We start from the raw sequence: 14,956 nt of genomic DNA, 5'->3' as shown, positions 1-14,956 counted from the left end.
GGGCGGGGGATTCAACGGCAGGGAGAGCTAACGCAATTTTTTCGAGAATGGTCATAAAGGCAAATTTAGATTTATTTTATATCAATTCCGAATTCTGGAGTCCGAATACCGAATTTCTTTAACTACATTTATGGACATGAGTATGGTTTCTTATTTCTTTTGGCTGGTTGCATTCATTGCCGGGGTCGTCGTTGCGTATTTCGTTCCCGAAACGAGTCTCTCTATCGGCGGAAAGTTCTTCTTTATCGGGGCGTGGGGCGTGGTCCTCGGCTTCGTCCTGTTCTCTATCTGCCGCAAGAAGGTCGAAAATGCCGAAGTCGAATTCACCGAAACGCTCAATTCCATTAAAGGTGAACGGTTCGACCTTGCGACAAGGATGCCCGTAAACGAGAAACCCGAACCTGAACCCGAAGATTTACCGCTTCCGAAGGGTGCGGTTCCCGCAAAAGAAGCCTTGAAGAAAATCGAAGAAGTTACACTCCGCGTTGGTTTCCCGCTGGAAGCCTGGCGCAAGTACGCGCGCGGCCTTTTGAAGGACCGGCCGGTTCCCGAGGTGGTCAAGGCGCTGGAAGAACTGCTGCCGAAGCTTTTCCCGAACGCCTCCGGAATCCTCTATATGTATGCCGGGACGCAGACCGACCTGCACAAGGTGCTTTCCTTCGGCGGCTATATGATTAGCGACGATGTCATCCGTCCGGCGGAATGCGCCAGCTTCGATGCAGGCGATATTGTTATCTCGGACTACTCCAATCCGAACCTGACAGGTGGATGCACCCATTTGCACCACCACCCGCACGGCGTTTCCTTCTGCGCGCCGATTGAGGGAATCGAGGAACATTTCGGAATCTTGTCGGTGCAGACGGATGCCCTTCCCGATAACGAATCGATGGACGATTGGCATGCCAAGGTGAGTATCGTTGCGACTACTTTCGGCCAGTATGTGGCGAACCAGAACCTGAACATCCGTTTCAAGCAGCAGAGTATCCGCGACAGCTTGACGGGCCTGTTCAATCGCCGCTACATGGAAGAATCCCTGGCGCGTGAAGTCTCTGCCGCGATTCGCCATAACAGTCCGATTGGCCTTATCATGCTGTATCCCGATGCCATTGTGGACATCTTGCAGAGCAAGGGTCGCCATGCGGTTGAGCAGTTGCTGTGGGAACTGGGCCAGCGTCTTCCCGGTTACGTGCGCTCCGAAGATATTCCCTGCCGTTACGAAGGTGAAGTTTTCTGCGTTATTCTGCCGGGGGCAGATCTCAAGATTACGCGTCAGCGTGCCGAAAAAATCCGCAACGAAATTTCCCAGTTGCAGATTGCATACGGTGACGCCATCCTCTCGACCTCCCTCAGCGTGGGCGTCTCTGTGATGCCGGTGCATGCGGGCGATGCGAACACGTTGCTCTATACGGCGGGAGCCTCGATGCACATGGCGATCGAGGCCGCGGGTAACAGGGTCGTTCTCGCCGACTCCCTGCCTAAAAAATCCTAAATCAAATCAAGACATTGAAAAACAAAAACACAGCTGACTTGCGTCAGCTGTGCTTTTTGGGGGTTAGGAGGAGAACAAAGAGTTCTTGACTCTTAAATTAGAAAAAAAACAATCCCCTTGACCACTTTTTCGTGTGCGTCTGAAACAAATCGTTGTGATTTTTACAACGATTCACAACGATGGAACTCCTGTTCAAACATCGATTTAAAGCCTTCTGTCTAGCAAAATTTGGCTTGCTTTTGGAAATATTGCTATCTTGTTACATATGAAAAAGTTTATTGCGCCATTAGTGTTGCTCGTGCTGACCTGTTCCCTCGTGGCTTTCTTGACCATCGATGGTTCGGGTGTGCGTTCGTCGTTTGACGCCGAAGCTTACTTGTCTTCCCGTGCTAGGATTGACTCCCTTGAACAGGCTTTGTGGAATTCCCGCACGAGTCCTGATCGTCTGGTTGAAATTCGCCTGCAGCTTGATTCGGCCTGGGAACAGCTTTCTGCTATGCGTTCTGCTCCGGAACAATCTCCCGAAGAGGTGTCGACGGTTGGTGGAGTGCCGCTTTCCTTCGACACGGTCAAGTGGATAATCGTCGGTGTTGCGGCGATTGCAATTTGCGTGGTGGTGTTGGTATTGATTTTGCGCAAGCGTCAGGAAATTATTACGCGCCGTATGGAAGCCATCAAGGCGGAACGCTTCAAGGAAACTAAGGCCGGACTTGATGATGCTACGATTCCTCCGCGTCCGCGTCGTGAAAAGCGTTCGATTATAGCTGATGTCGAAGCCTATGCCGCGGCCCAGCAAAAGCGCGAAGCCGAAGCGGCTATGCAGTCGGTAGCTCCCGCCGCTGCTCCTGCTGCTTCGAACGAAACTCCGGAACCGAAGGTCGTCTTTGAAGATGAAAACGGCGTTCCCGAAAACAAGATCCTGACGGGCGCCCCGGATTCCAAGCCGACGCTTAGACCGACCGCCAAGGAGCGCATCACCTCTGCGATGCAGAATCTTTCCGATGTGTTGCGCGCGCCTCGCGGGCTGTCCCGTGAACGCACCATGAAACTGCGTGCGCAGAGTCGCAATATGACCGGAGACCCGAACTTGCAGGTGAAAAGCCCTCTCGAGATCACCCGCTTTGACCGCGAGTCGAACGAGAAAGTGAAAATTTTGCAGATGTCCCGTCGCGGTTTCCCGGCGTCCGCTATTGCGTCTAGCCTGAAGATTTCTCAGGAAAAGGTCGAAGCTGTCATTAAGGAAGCCATGGGCTAATGCGATACCGCTTTCGTTGCGAATATCTGGGATCGGCCTTTTACGGCTGGCAAGCCCAGAACGAAGGTGGAAAGACAAAGTTTGTCACGGTTCAGTCTGCGCTGGAAGAAGCGCTCGCTATTGCCCTGAGAACTCCTGTCCGCATTACGGGATCAGGCCGTACCGATACGGGAGTGCATGCGCGTGGCCAATGTGTCCACTTTGACTTTGACGGTGAAATAGACTGCGCCAGGCTGGAACGTTCCATTAACGGGTTGACCAAGCGGCTGATTCGCATCCGCGACTTGGAACCCTGCGCTCCGGATTTCCATTCGCGTTACGATGCACTTTGCCGTTATTACCAGTACACGATTTTTACTCGACCCGTGGCGCTGATGCGCGATTTCGGTTGGGAATGCGGCTCGTTGAACCTGGATCTGGAATCGATGGAGAAAGAGGCGGAATCTTTTCTGGGAGAACACGACTTTATTGATTTCTGCATTCCTCGGAACGATGGCAAGCCGACGGACTGTATCCTGACGGAATTTAGGCTCGAAAGGCTGAGTGACTGGAGCTGTATGTTCCACATCAAGGGAAACCGCTTTTTGCACCGCCAGGTGCGCGCCATGGTCGGCACGTTGTTTGACGTCGGTCGCGGACGGTACCCCCTAGGGACCGTAAATCGCATCTTTGAGAAAAATTTCAAGGGTGAACGCACCTGGGCGCCTCCACAGGGCCTGGTTCTGCAGAATGTCGAGTATCGCGACTACTAGTGGTTTTACGAATAATAATATTCCATGCCGGAATATTGCATTCTTGCTACAAAAATTACTTTGTAAATATTTACTTTATATTAAGTATCATAAAACCTCCAGCAAAGGGGTTCTATTATGATTAAGAAGGCGATAAGGTGATTTTCTGATAATGATCGTTCAATTGGAACGAATCTGACTCGATTTGCTGTGAAAATGCAGTGGACGGGCATGAATCCCCAGAGTCAATCCCCAGAGGTGTTTTTTGCGGAGGACTCCAAGACATGGGAGCAGTCTTTGCTGAGTAGGCAAGGGATTTGTTTTTCGACATATGGTCCTGCTGGTTGCAAAAAATCGACGCCTAAATAGCTTTGTAATTTGACTTGTAATGCGCTTTTTACTAAATTTGGGCTACTTTGAGATTAGATATCGCACAAAAACTTGTTGATTCCGAAGACCGCCGGGTGGTCTGGTCCCGCTCCGATGCCCCCGAAATCTTCGACGAACTGCACCTCAAGGGCGACCTGGTAGCCGAGGTGTTGGTAAGCCCCGAAGGCGAAAGCAAGTGCCTTGTGACCGGTACAGTCTCCGGAGTGCAAACTCTGACCTGCTCCCGCACCCTGGAGCCGTTCGACCGCCCCTTTACGACCGAAGTCGTAATCGAGGTGACGCGTACCCAGGCGGTCAAACAGGAACTGGACGAAGACGATGTTGACGTCTTTGCCTATCAGATTCCCCAGGGGCAGAGCTTCGTAGATGTTTCCGAGTGTATCCGACAGCTGGTTATATTGCAAGAACCAGTCGCACCCGTGAAAAATCCTGACGAAGATTTTATCTTTGTAACAAACAATCAAGCCGACGGTGGTGACTCGGGCGAAAAACCCATGGACCCCCGTTGGGAAAAACTCAAGGCTCTTAAGAGCAAAATGGAAAATAGGAGTTAAAAATGGCAGTACCTAAAAGAAAAACCTCGACCGCCCGTCGTGACAAGCGTCGCACCCACTGGAAGATGGAAGTGCCCGCTATGGCTACCTGCGATCATTGCGGTTCCGTGAAGCGCCCGCACCGCGTGTGCCCGGTTTGCGGTTACTACAATGGTGTCGAAGTGATCAACATGAAGGATGCCGAAGCCTAATTAACGGTTCTACTGTTGTAAGGAGATGTCCATGGTTAAAGTTGCTCTTGATGCTCTCGGTGGCGATTTCGCCCCGGACGTAGTGATTGAAGGTGCGGTTAACGCCGTCAACAAGAATGCCAACCTGCACGTGGTTCTGTGCGGACCGGAGGCCGAGGTCAAGGCTAAGCTCGAAAAGCTTGGCTATGCTGGCAAAGGCATTTCCGTGGTCGATGCGCCGGATCCGGTGGCCATGGATGAACATCCTGTCGAAGTGCTCAAGAAAAAGCCCCATTCCGGCCTGGTGACTTGCGTTGCCTTGCAGAAGAAGGGGATGGTAGACGCCTCCGTGAGTGCCGGTAACTCTGGCGCCATGATGGCAAGCTGCCTTATGCTTCTTGGTCGCACTACAGACAAATTTAGCCGTCCGCCTATCGGCTGCGTGATTCCGACTGCAGACCGTCCGATCATCTTGGTCGATGCCGGTGCTAACGTCGACGAACGCGCTGCTACCCTGGTGGATTTCGCCATTGCAGGTTCCGCTTTCGCCGAGACCTACTTCGGTTACGAAAAGCCGAAGGTTGGCCTCCTCAATATGGGCGAAGAAGAACACAAGGGTCCGGCTGTGCTGCAGGAAGCTTACCAGTTGCTGAAGACCGCCCCGGTAAACTTTATCGGTAACATCGAAGGTGAAACCCTCATTGAAGGTGTCGCCGACGTGGTCGTGACTTCTGGTTATACGGGTAACGTGGTTCTGAAGATGCTCGAAGGCTTCTACGAACTGCACAAGAAGATGTTCGGTGTTATCGATACCCCGAATGGTCGCCGCTTCGACGAAATGTGGGACTACCGCATGACGGGTGGCGCCTTGTTGCTTGGCCTGAACGGCACCGGTATTATCGCTCATGGTCGCTCCGATGCTCTCGCTATCGAAAAGGCTGTGGAAGTGGCTGCCAAGTATGCCGAAAAGGGTGTCTCGAAGAACATCAACGAACGCCTGCTCGCTATCAAGGATGAACCCTCCGAAGCAAAGTAAGCTCTAGTTAGCTTGTTAGAAACCAGGTTTCAGGAGCCCCGATTCATTTCGGGGTTCTTTTTTGTATAAAGAAGAACGCCTCCGGAACGGGGGCGTTTGTTTTAATGCGTCGCTTGTGGCGCGCGAATGATAGCGTGAATTACAGTGCGTCGATGACGGCGTTGAATTCGGCGACCGGGCGCATCCACTTTTTCAGGAGTTCCGGCTTCGGCAGATAATAGCCGCCGATGTCGGCGGGTTTGCCCTGCTGGTTGGCAAACGCGGCGACAATCTTCTGCTCGTTTTCAGCGAGGGCCTTCGCAACCGGGGCGAACTTGGCAGCAAGTTCGGCGTCGTCCTTCTGGGCGGCAAGCGCCTGCGACCAGTAGAGAGCGAGGTAGAAGTGTGAGCCGCGGTTGTCGAGTTCGCCAATCTTGCGGGCCGGCGTGCGGTTGAATTCAAGAATCTTGCCGTTCGCCTCGTCGAGTGTGTCGGCAAGGACTTTAGCCTTGGCGTTACCGGTTGTCGAGGCGACCTGTTCGAAGGCGGGCACCAGCGCGAAGTATTCGCCTAGGGAATCCCAGCGGAGGTAATTTTCGGCGAGGAACTGCTGCACCTGCTTGGGAGCGGAGCCACCTGCACCCGTTTCGAAGAGTCCGCCGCCAGCCATGAGCGGCACGATGCTGAGCATCTTGGCGGAGGTTCCGACTTCGAGAATCGGGAACAGGTCGGTGAGGTAGTCGCGCATAACGTTGCCCGTGACGCTGATGGTGTCGAGACCGGCCTTTGCACGGGTCATGGTTTCCACGATGGCGTCCTTCGGGCTCATAATCTTGATGCTGAGACCGGAGAGGTCGTGGTCCTTCAGATAAACTTCCACCTTCTTCTGGATTTCGCGGTCATGGGCGCGCTGCGGGTCGAGCCAGAAAATGGCCGGTGTGTTAGAGACGCGGGCGCGCGTGACGGCGAGCTTGACCCAGTCGCGGATGGGGGCGTCTTTCGCCTGGCACATACGGTAGATGTCGCCGGCTTCTACATCCTGCTGCAACAGCACTTCGCCGTTTGCATTCACGGCGCGGATGACGCCCTTACCCTTAGCGATAAAGGTCTTGTCGTGGCTGCCGTATTCTTCGGCGCCTTGGGCCATAAGGCCGACGTTCGGTACCGTGCCCATCGTTTTCGGGTCGAAGGCGCCGTTCTTCTTGCAGAAATCAATCGCGGCTTCGTAGATGCCGGCGTAGCAACGGTCCGGAACACAGGCCTTTACTTCTTGCAGTTTGCCTTCCTTGTTCCACATGCAACCGGAGTTGCGGATCATTGCGGGCATCGAGGCATCGATGATGATGTCGCTCGGAACGTGCAGGTTGGTGATTCCCTTGGCGGAATCGACCATGGCGAGATCCGGGCCCGCAGCGAGTGCGGCGTCAATGGCGGCCTTGACTTCAGCTTCCTTAGCATTACCTTCCAGGCGCTTGTACAAGTCACCGAGACCGTTGTTCGCATCGATTCCGAGTTCCTTGAACAGGTCGGCGTATTTCGCGAACACGTCCTTGAAGAATACGCGAACGAATGCACCGAATAGCACCGGGTCGGACACCTTCATCATGGTGGCCTTCAGGTGCACCGAGAACAGCACACCCTTCGCCTTGGCGTCGGCCATCTGTTCGGCGATGAACTTTTCGAGGGCGGCCATGCGCATCACGGTGGCATCGAGAATTTCACCTTCCAAAAGCGGCTTGGCTGCACGCAGTTCCGTGACGGATCCATCTTCAGCAACAAATTCAATCTTGAAAGTGTCGGCCTTCGCAAGCGTGATGGACTTTTCGTTGCCGTAGAAGTCGTTCGCGGACATGCTGGAAACATGGGTCTTCACCGATTCATTCCACACGCCGTTGCTATGCGGATTGTTGCGGGCGTAGTTCTTCACCGCCTTGGGTGCGCGGCGGTCGGAGTTGCCCTGGCGCAGCACCGGGTTCACGGCGGAACCCTTCACCTTGTCGTACTTGGCGCGGATGGCCTTTTCTTCGTCGTTCGCCGGAGCATCCGGATAGTCGGGCACATCGAAACCGTTCTTCTGGAGTTCGGCGATAGCGGCCTTGAGCTGCGGCACGGACGCCGAAATGTTCGGAAGCTTGATGATGTTTGCGCTCGGGTCCAGCGTGAGCTTGCCCAGGAAATCCAGGTCGTCGCTCGCCTTGCCGAAAGCGGCCAGGATACGGCCGGGCAAGGAAATGTTCTTGGTTTCCACATCGATATCGGCCGCCTTAGCAAAACCGCGGACAATAGGAAGCAGGGACTGTGTTGCCAAAAAAGGCGACTCGTCGGTAAGGGTATAGTAAATCTTGGTATTCATACGGGGGTAAAGATAGAAAAAGGCGAAAACGAAAAATCGTTTCCGCACATTGTACAAGAATCTAATCGGGGACTGGACTAATGCTCGATGTTCAACAAGCGGTTGTAGGCATCGTAGCTGCACGAGCCGCCCACGATGTCGTGGTTCAGAATGACTCCCTGGGCATCCATGTTGAAGGTCGCCGTGCAGTCGTCACCGGCGCGGAAAATGGCGGTCGTAGATCCGTCGTCGTTCTGTCTGGTCTCCGTGGGTGCGCCCCAATGGCTTTCCAGAATGCTGAATTTTTTACCATCCCAGTAGCTGGCGGCGGCTTTGCCCATGCAGCCAGTTAAAAGGGCTATGGAGCCAAGTACTATAGCGATTGCCGTGAATTTCTGTATTTTCATAAGAACCTCTTGGTTGTGTTTGATAAAATATAAGAAAAAAAACACTTTGTTGATTGTTATTGTTTAATATTTATATATATTTAACAAAGATAAGGAACCCGATTATGAAGAAAATCGATGCCGTAATATCCTTGGCAGTGCTGTGCTGCATAATGGCCGCATGTGGCGAAAGCTCCTCCACTGGGTCCGATGAGGAACGCTGTTCCCTTGCTGATATTTTGCCTGAATCGAATATCAGGTGGTCTGACATGCTCACCTACGAGACTGGAGCGCAATATTGCGATGCGGATAACCTTACCTCCATGACGGCGGCAACCCTAAACGAATTCACGGAGGGCATGATCCAACGGGGGTTTGAAAGTAAGATTGTCGAAACCTCCGTCAATTATTATTCCTATACGTTTACCAGGTCCTCCGCCGATACGACCGTCACGCTTACTTTTGATTATGACCTAACTGATGGAGCGCTGGTTCTTGTTACTCTGAAAAAAGATGTGCAGCAGTTCGTGCGTGGCGATATAGATCGTCTCGTAAAGGAACACCTCTATCCGTATCTCGATAAGATCACCGGCCATCCATCGCTCATTTCGTGGACCGGTGATATCCGAGCCATTAGTACGGTCGAACCAGCAAGCTACATAGGGAAAAACTCGGCGGCTCTGGACCAATTTGTGATTCAGATTGCATCGGATGGATGGGAAAACATTGTAATCGGATTTAGTTCGGGAATTTGGTCTCTGGGGGCATTCAGGGCGTTCAACGGGACAGTCTATAATATGGTCGTAGAGGTCTATGCTGTGGACGGATATTCAGGAACGACATGGGATGATGCCGTTTCCATCGCGAGTACAAACAAGTTTACAATCAAAGTATCGAAAATTTAAAATTTTCTTGGAATGTTTCCATTCCGAAGCGGCAACAGGCTTAAAGTTTGGTGGCGGTATTTTTCTAATGTTGACATCTATTTTTGTAAAATTTAAAAAAAAGAGAATGGAGTGCTTGATTGCGCTAAAATTGTGGACTAAAATTAGAAAGAAAAGTGACTTTTTTAGGTAAAATTTTTATCTAATCCATTGCTTATGACATAGAAATAACATAGATTCCTATAAGGTTTGCGCGGTGCGATTTGCCGCAAAGAGGAATTTATGAGTGTTTGGAAGTTGCCTGCGCCGGTCATGAGCGCGTTCGGTTTGATGTTTGCGGTGTCGTCGTTTGCGGCGGATTATGTTCCCCCTTCGATGGCTGTTTCGAGGATTAATTCTTATCGCGGTTATTCGGAACTAACCAAAGCCGCGGGCAGTATGGATATCGACCAGTACACCTACAACATGACCACGTGGCAGATTGAAAACGGCGGTTTTTACAAGGCGATGGCCGACAAGTACAAGAGTGCCTACTCCGGCGGACAAAAGTCGGAATGGCGCGCCAAGGATGGTGGCGACCTCGGCACGATCGACAACAACGCGACTATTCAAGAAATGCGCTTGCTGGCAGTGCGTTACAAGGAGACAACTAACAACAATTACAAGATCGCTTTTAAGACGAGCTTCAACAAGGCAGTGAACTTTTTGCTGACCATGCAGCGTTCCAAGGGCGGGCTTCCGCAGGTGTGGCCCAAGCGCGGCAACTATTCAGACCAGATTACGCTGAACGACAACGCCATGATTCGTGCAATAGTCACCATGATGGATATTGCAAACAAGATGTCTCCGTTTGATTCCGATATCATTGACGAGACTACTCGCAGCAAGATGCAGGGCGCGCTAGACAAGGCGATTGACTACTTGCTCAAGGCGCAGATTGTGAACAACGGAAATCTGACGGTGTGGTGCGCTCAGCATGACACGAACAGCCTTGTTCCGGTGGGTGCTCGCGCCTACGAACTCCCTAGCAAGTCCGGCAACGAATCCATGGGCGTGGTGTGGTTCCTGATGAACTGGCCGAAACAGACCGAAGAAATCCAGAAGGCGGTCAAGGGGGCTATTGCCTGGTATAAGAAAAACAGGTTGAAAGACAAGGCCTTTAGCAAGACGGCCGGCGTTGTAGACAAGTCGGGCTCTTCGCTGTGGTTCCGCTTTTATGAAGTGAATAGCGATGACTACTTCTACTGCGACCGCGACGGGGCCAGCACCAAGACGCAGGACTTTATGAAAATCAGCGAGGAACGCCGCACGGGTTACCAGTGGGCGGGCGACTACGGCAGCGCAATCCTTTCGACGGAAGCCGCATATTTGGAAGCGCTTGAAAAGGCGACGGGTACTTCTGTGGAACCGCCTCCTCCGGCGGCCATGTGCGGGAGCGATACCTGCAAGACGTACATCGATGGCGTGAATTTCGCGGACATCAAGGGGGTCAAGGAAACAACGAATAAGGGCTTTGTGGGCGAGGGCTACGCGAATGTGGATAACGAAACGGGTAGTTACGTGACTTACGGCGTAACCGCAGCCAAGGCGGGCAAGTACACGCTGTACATCAGCTTTGCAAACGGCGGTAGCTCTGGTCGCGGTTACAACATCAGCGTGGACGACAAGACGCTTTTGTCCGACGGCAACATGGAATCGACCGGCGCCTGGACAACTTGGAAAACGCAGTCGGTGGAAATCGAACTGGATACCGGTTACAGCGAATTCAAGTTCGTAAGCACCTCGAAAGACGGCATGGCAAACATCGATTACATTGGCTGGATGAATGCTGATTTGTACGTGGGCAAAAAGGAACTCGGCGAAGATTCAACGACTGTTATCGGAGTTCGCTCGGTACAGGCCTCCCCGACAAGAGCCAACCGCTACTACGTAGATTTCGGTAGCCGTGACAACGCCGCAGGCGTTTACCTGAAAAAATCGAACGGGAAAGTGTTTAAAGTGAATGGAAAGAGGTAGCGCCCTTTAGTAGAAAAGGAGATGCCGGGTCAAGCCCGGCATGACAAGGAAGAAAGGAATGGTTTTATGTTGAATAGTGTTACATCAAAAATCTGTCTACTTGCGACTTTAGGTCTCGCTATTTCTGCCTCCGCTGTCGAAAAAAAGAAGATTGATTTTGTACTTGGAGTCGATGGCGACTTCAAGGCGGCCATTGCGGCGGCAAACGCTTCGGGGGCATCTGCGAATAATCGCTTTGTCCTTTTCGTTCCCGATGGCGAATACGACATCACCAAGCTTACGGGCGATGAACACGGCAAGACGACTTTTTCGGCATCGAATGTCTCTATTGTTGGGCAATCGGTGGACAAGACGATTATTTGGAATACGACGGATACCGAAGGTATCAGCACCACGGCAACGCTCTATTTCCCAAAGAACAATAATATGTACATGCAGGATATTACCCTGCAGAATAAGGGCTCCTACAACTCAGGCAATGCGGCGCGCCAAGTGGCGCTGCAACAGAACGAAGGCGACAAGTTTATCTACAAGAATGTGCGGCTTTTGAGTGGCCAGGACACCTACTACACCAAGAAGGGCCGCACTTACTGGGAAGGTGGCGAAATCGATGGAACGGTTGACTTTATTTGCGGTGGCGGCGACGTGTTCTTCGAGGGAACCAAGCTCGTGATGACCCGAAACGGCGGATACATCACCGCATCGCAAAATCCGGGTGACTGGGGCTACGTATTCAATAACGCAACCATCACGGTAAGCAACAGCAGCTATAATGGAACTTTCTATCTCGGGCGTTCCTGGGGCCACGCGAAGACGGTCTTCCTGAACGCAAGAATGATTGCGCAGCCCAAGGCCGAAGGCTGGGGCCCCGATATGAATTCGGCTCCGCAGGTCTTTGGCGAATACAACAGCAAAGACGGCGACGGAAACTCTGTAAACACGAGCATGCGCAAGACTTATTTCAATGGCGGCAAGGACGCTTCGACGGCGACCACGCTCAAGACAGTTTGGAACGCAAGCGATGCTGCGAAGTATACGCTTTCGAACGTGCTCGGCGGCTCCGACAACTGGGATCCGACCAAGTTGACGGAGCAGGTTTCCGCCCCTAAGATTGAACAGCAAGGTGCCGAAATTGTGTGGGCCGATGATGACAATGCTCGCGCTTGGGTTGTGTTCGTGAACGGCAGGTACAAGGCGAATGTCGTTGCCCCGAGTTTCGCGCTCGATGGTATCGCGGTGGGCACCAAGATTACGGTGCGTGCTGCGAATAGCATGGGCGGCCTCGGAGCCTATTCGAACGAGGTCGCGACGGTCGATGCGAACGCCACTTACTATAAGGTGACACTTGGCGACGCCATCGGCGGCAAGGTCACGACAAACCTCAGCAGCGACAAGGTCTTGGAAGGAAAGACTGCAATCTTTACCGCTGAACCGAACGAAGGCTGGACTTTTGCGGGCTGGAGCGGCAAGAGCGTTGCGGATATTGATGCGAGCAAGGCGACGGCCGAAATCGTCGCGGCGTGTGACATCGAACTCATTCCGAGCTTTACCGCCAAGGGGACGACGGTGTTCCAGGTGGAAGACGGAATCATTACGAACGCCGCTGCCGAAAGCAACAATGCGGGCTTTAACGGAACCGCTTTTGTGAACTTTGCCGCCGGCGATTTGAGTACGATTCTGGTGCCTGTATATGCTGAAGTTGCGGGCGAGTACCAGGTTGAGATTCGCTATGCAAATGGCAGCGGCAAGGCGCGTAGTTTGGCGGCAGCAGCACCGGGCGAGTGTGCTGCGGGAATTGACGGTTGCAAGAGTGCCGAGATTCTTTCTTTTGCGGCAACCACGAATTGGACGACTTGGGATACCTTGTCAATTGCGGCAAGGCTTCCTGCTGGGGCAAGCTACTTTACCTTTGCGACGATTGGCGGCAACGATGGCCCTAATCTTGATCAGCTGGAATTGATTTTGATCAAGGCGGACGAAACCACGTCCGTTCGTGGGCTTTCTGCACCGAGTCTGCAACTGGTCCCGACAACTCGCGTGCGCCTGTTTACCTTGACGGGACAGCTGATTCGCGAATCCGCGGGCTCGACCGTAAGCACCGAAAATTTGGCGGCGGGCATGTATTTGCTGCAGCGTGGCGACGGATCCCTGCTCCGCCAGCAAATCATCCGCGTGAAGTAGCGGGCGTTGCGGGGCGGCGTCTGAGCCCCGCTCGGGTACTCAATCGCCGCACCCGCAACGCCCAGGCTCATCAAGGATGATGACGTGACCAACAAAAAAGGAATTTATCCGTACCTGTTGACGCATGACGAACGCAACCTTTCCATTCGTGCGTTTACGGACAATATTTCAAGCTGTCGCAAATGGAAACCGAACATATCACGCTATGGTGCGATGGTGGCCCGACCATCGACACGAACTGTCAAATGCTGTGCAGGGATTGCAACAGAAGGAAAAGTGATAAATAGGGGCTAGAATAGGAGAGTGAGCGAAATTTAAGAGGATTGGGTAAAAACAAAAATGGACATTTGGTTGGGCTGGATCGCTTGCGGGTTGCGGGTGCCGTCGAGATGCGTACACCCTGTTTTGGGCAAGTTCGCCTAGATTGATAAAATCGTCCTCCGTTGTACTTGATTTTGTACAAAATATAAAGTATATTTGCGTGTGATTGTCGTCACGTATCCCGAGCTGTTTTCGGGCTTTGGATTGGTGGCAAAGGAGGTCTTCCTATGATAAGTGAAATTAAGAGATTGATGGTCATTGTATTGGCTGCACTTGCTTGCGTGAGCATGTGGAATTGTGGATATGAGGAGTGGGGCGAACGCGTTTTTGCGGATCATTTTGGCAGTGCCAGTATTGTGGGGTTTATTGACGATTCTTTAGTAATTGTTGCAGATAGTAGGGAATGGATGCAGGAAACTCCTGATTATGCTATTGGAGGGCATGGACATCAGCGTCTCCGTGTTTTCAATTACAGGGTTCAGGAAGATGGTCCCAGATGGACGGATACGTTAAACAATTTTACAGATGAATTTGACTATGTGAAGGGGCAAGTTTCTGATTCCGTCATTTGGGGAACGCATGGCGATGAGTTAATCTCATTTTGGAAACTTGGTGAAAAGCCGATAGTGCATGAAATTTCTGTAAAAATGGAAGGGTGTAGTCGAAAATTTGCGATAAAAAGCATGAGAACTTGGCTAGATGGACTTATTTGGGTTTCTGGTATTGTCTTTTATGGGCAGAAAACGAATGCTCTCTTAAATGCGGAAGGTGACACTTGCCAGTATGCGGTGTTGGATACAGTGGCTGGAACCTTGACATTCAAGCGCCTTGATGAAAATTTAAAGTGGATTCAGAAGTGCGATGATGTACGGGCATGGGGTGATGATGTGTATTGCTTCATGTCTGGAGAGCGTCCTTTCGAAGCGGTTCTTTTGCGTAATGACATTGATACTATTGATATTCCAATAAAATTTACCATTGGAGAATTTTGGGGTGATGTTTTACGACCGAATGCTAATTTGTGTGCCCTAACTGACGGCAATGTTGTTTGCTCTGGGGCTATATGGCGTGGTGGCTTGACATTTTACGAAAACGACGAAACCGTTGTGAATTTGGAGTAAGAATAATGTTCAGATACTTGACTTTATTGTTGGTGTTTACGATCGTTTGCGAATCTTGGGCAGTGCCTAAGCCGATGGAAAGTATCACAAATTACAATGTCCTGTTGCTAC

13 protein-coding genes are annotated in these 14,956 nt (G+C 51.9%); 11 read left to right on the top strand and 2 right to left on the bottom strand.

Annotation, left to right across the window (positions count from 1 at the left end):
* The first annotated feature begins 136 nt into the window (after positions 1–136).
* The 6 genes from Q0P86_RS15175 to plsX all read left to right on the top strand — a co-directional run bounded on the left by Q0P86_RS15175 (position 137) and on the right by plsX (position 5,625).
* Complete coding sequence (locus Q0P86_RS15175; protein ID WP_295040618.1) at positions 137–1,489, top strand: GGDEF domain-containing protein; 1,353 nt, start codon at positions 137–139, stop codon at positions 1,487–1,489.
* A 265-nt stretch (positions 1,490–1,754) separates the two neighbouring features.
* Positions 1,755–2,744, top strand: coding sequence for a hypothetical protein (locus Q0P86_RS15170; RefSeq protein WP_295040616.1), 990 nt, complete (start codon positions 1,755–1,757; stop codon positions 2,742–2,744).
* On the top strand, positions 2,744–3,496 hold the full coding sequence (gene truA / locus Q0P86_RS15165) for a tRNA pseudouridine(38-40) synthase TruA (RefSeq protein WP_290991390.1): 753 nt from the start codon (positions 2,744–2,746) through the stop codon (positions 3,494–3,496). Before Q0P86_RS15170 ends, truA begins: the two co-directional genes overlap by 1 nt.
* Before the next feature lie 395 nt (positions 3,497–3,891).
* Positions 3,892–4,419, top strand: coding sequence for a DUF177 domain-containing protein (locus Q0P86_RS15160; RefSeq protein WP_294113509.1), 528 nt, complete (start codon positions 3,892–3,894; stop codon positions 4,417–4,419).
* 2 nt (positions 4,420–4,421) lie between these two features.
* Positions 4,422–4,610: a 50S ribosomal protein L32 gene (gene rpmF / locus Q0P86_RS15155; protein ID WP_072800982.1), complete on the top strand. Its 189-nt coding sequence runs from the start codon at positions 4,422–4,424 to the stop codon at positions 4,608–4,610.
* A gap of 31 nt (positions 4,611–4,641) precedes the next feature.
* On the top strand, positions 4,642–5,625 hold the full coding sequence (gene plsX / locus Q0P86_RS15150) for a phosphate acyltransferase PlsX (RefSeq protein ID WP_290991395.1): 984 nt from the start codon (positions 4,642–4,644) through the stop codon (positions 5,623–5,625).
* Positions 5,626–5,764: 139 nt separating this feature from the next.
* Here plsX and Q0P86_RS15145 read toward each other — a convergent pair whose 3' ends face one another.
* The gene (locus Q0P86_RS15145; RefSeq protein WP_295040613.1) at positions 5,765–7,957 is read right to left on the bottom strand and encodes an NADP-dependent isocitrate dehydrogenase; all 2,193 of its coding nucleotides are present in this window, start codon (positions 7,955–7,957) and stop codon (positions 5,765–5,767) included.
* Positions 7,958–8,034: 77 nt separating this feature from the next.
* Complete coding sequence (locus Q0P86_RS15140) at positions 8,035–8,343, bottom strand: hypothetical protein (protein WP_294113549.1); 309 nt, start codon at positions 8,341–8,343, stop codon at positions 8,035–8,037.
* A 104-nt stretch (positions 8,344–8,447) separates the two neighbouring features.
* On the opposite strand from Q0P86_RS15140, the gene Q0P86_RS15135 reads away from it, so the two are divergent.
* From Q0P86_RS15135 to Q0P86_RS15120, 5 genes are all read left to right on the top strand, one after another.
* Positions 8,448–9,227, top strand: a complete 780-nt coding sequence (locus Q0P86_RS15135) for a hypothetical protein (protein ID WP_295040611.1) — start codon at positions 8,448–8,450, stop codon at positions 9,225–9,227.
* A gap of 261 nt (positions 9,228–9,488) precedes the next feature.
* Positions 9,489–11,222: a pectate lyase gene (gene pelA, locus Q0P86_RS15130; protein WP_295040609.1), complete on the top strand. Its 1,734-nt coding sequence runs from the start codon at positions 9,489–9,491 to the stop codon at positions 11,220–11,222.
* Positions 11,223–11,288: 66 nt separating this feature from the next.
* A complete protein-coding gene (locus tag Q0P86_RS15125) occupies positions 11,289–13,403 on the top strand; it encodes a pectinesterase family protein (protein ID WP_295040607.1) in 2,115 nt (704 codons plus the stop codon).
* Between the two features lie 182 nt (positions 13,404–13,585).
* Positions 13,586–13,690 carry an HNH endonuclease signature motif containing protein gene (locus tag Q0P86_RS16975; RefSeq protein ID WP_366941329.1) on the top strand — a complete coding sequence of 35 codons (105 nt, stop codon included), beginning with the start codon at positions 13,586–13,588 and terminating at the stop codon, positions 13,688–13,690.
* A 261-nt stretch (positions 13,691–13,951) separates the two neighbouring features.
* Entirely contained in the window at positions 13,952–14,845 is an 894-nt protein-coding gene (locus tag Q0P86_RS15120) for a hypothetical protein (RefSeq protein ID WP_295040605.1), read from the top strand.
* Positions 14,846–14,956: the final 111 nt, after the last annotated feature.

The sequence above is a fragment of the uncultured Fibrobacter sp. genome, assembly GCF_946062555.1.
GTDB lineage: Bacteria > Fibrobacterota > Fibrobacteria > Fibrobacterales > Fibrobacteraceae > Fibrobacter.
Note: the sequence above shows the minus strand (reverse complement) of the source record. Positions and strands in the feature narration are given on the sequence as shown.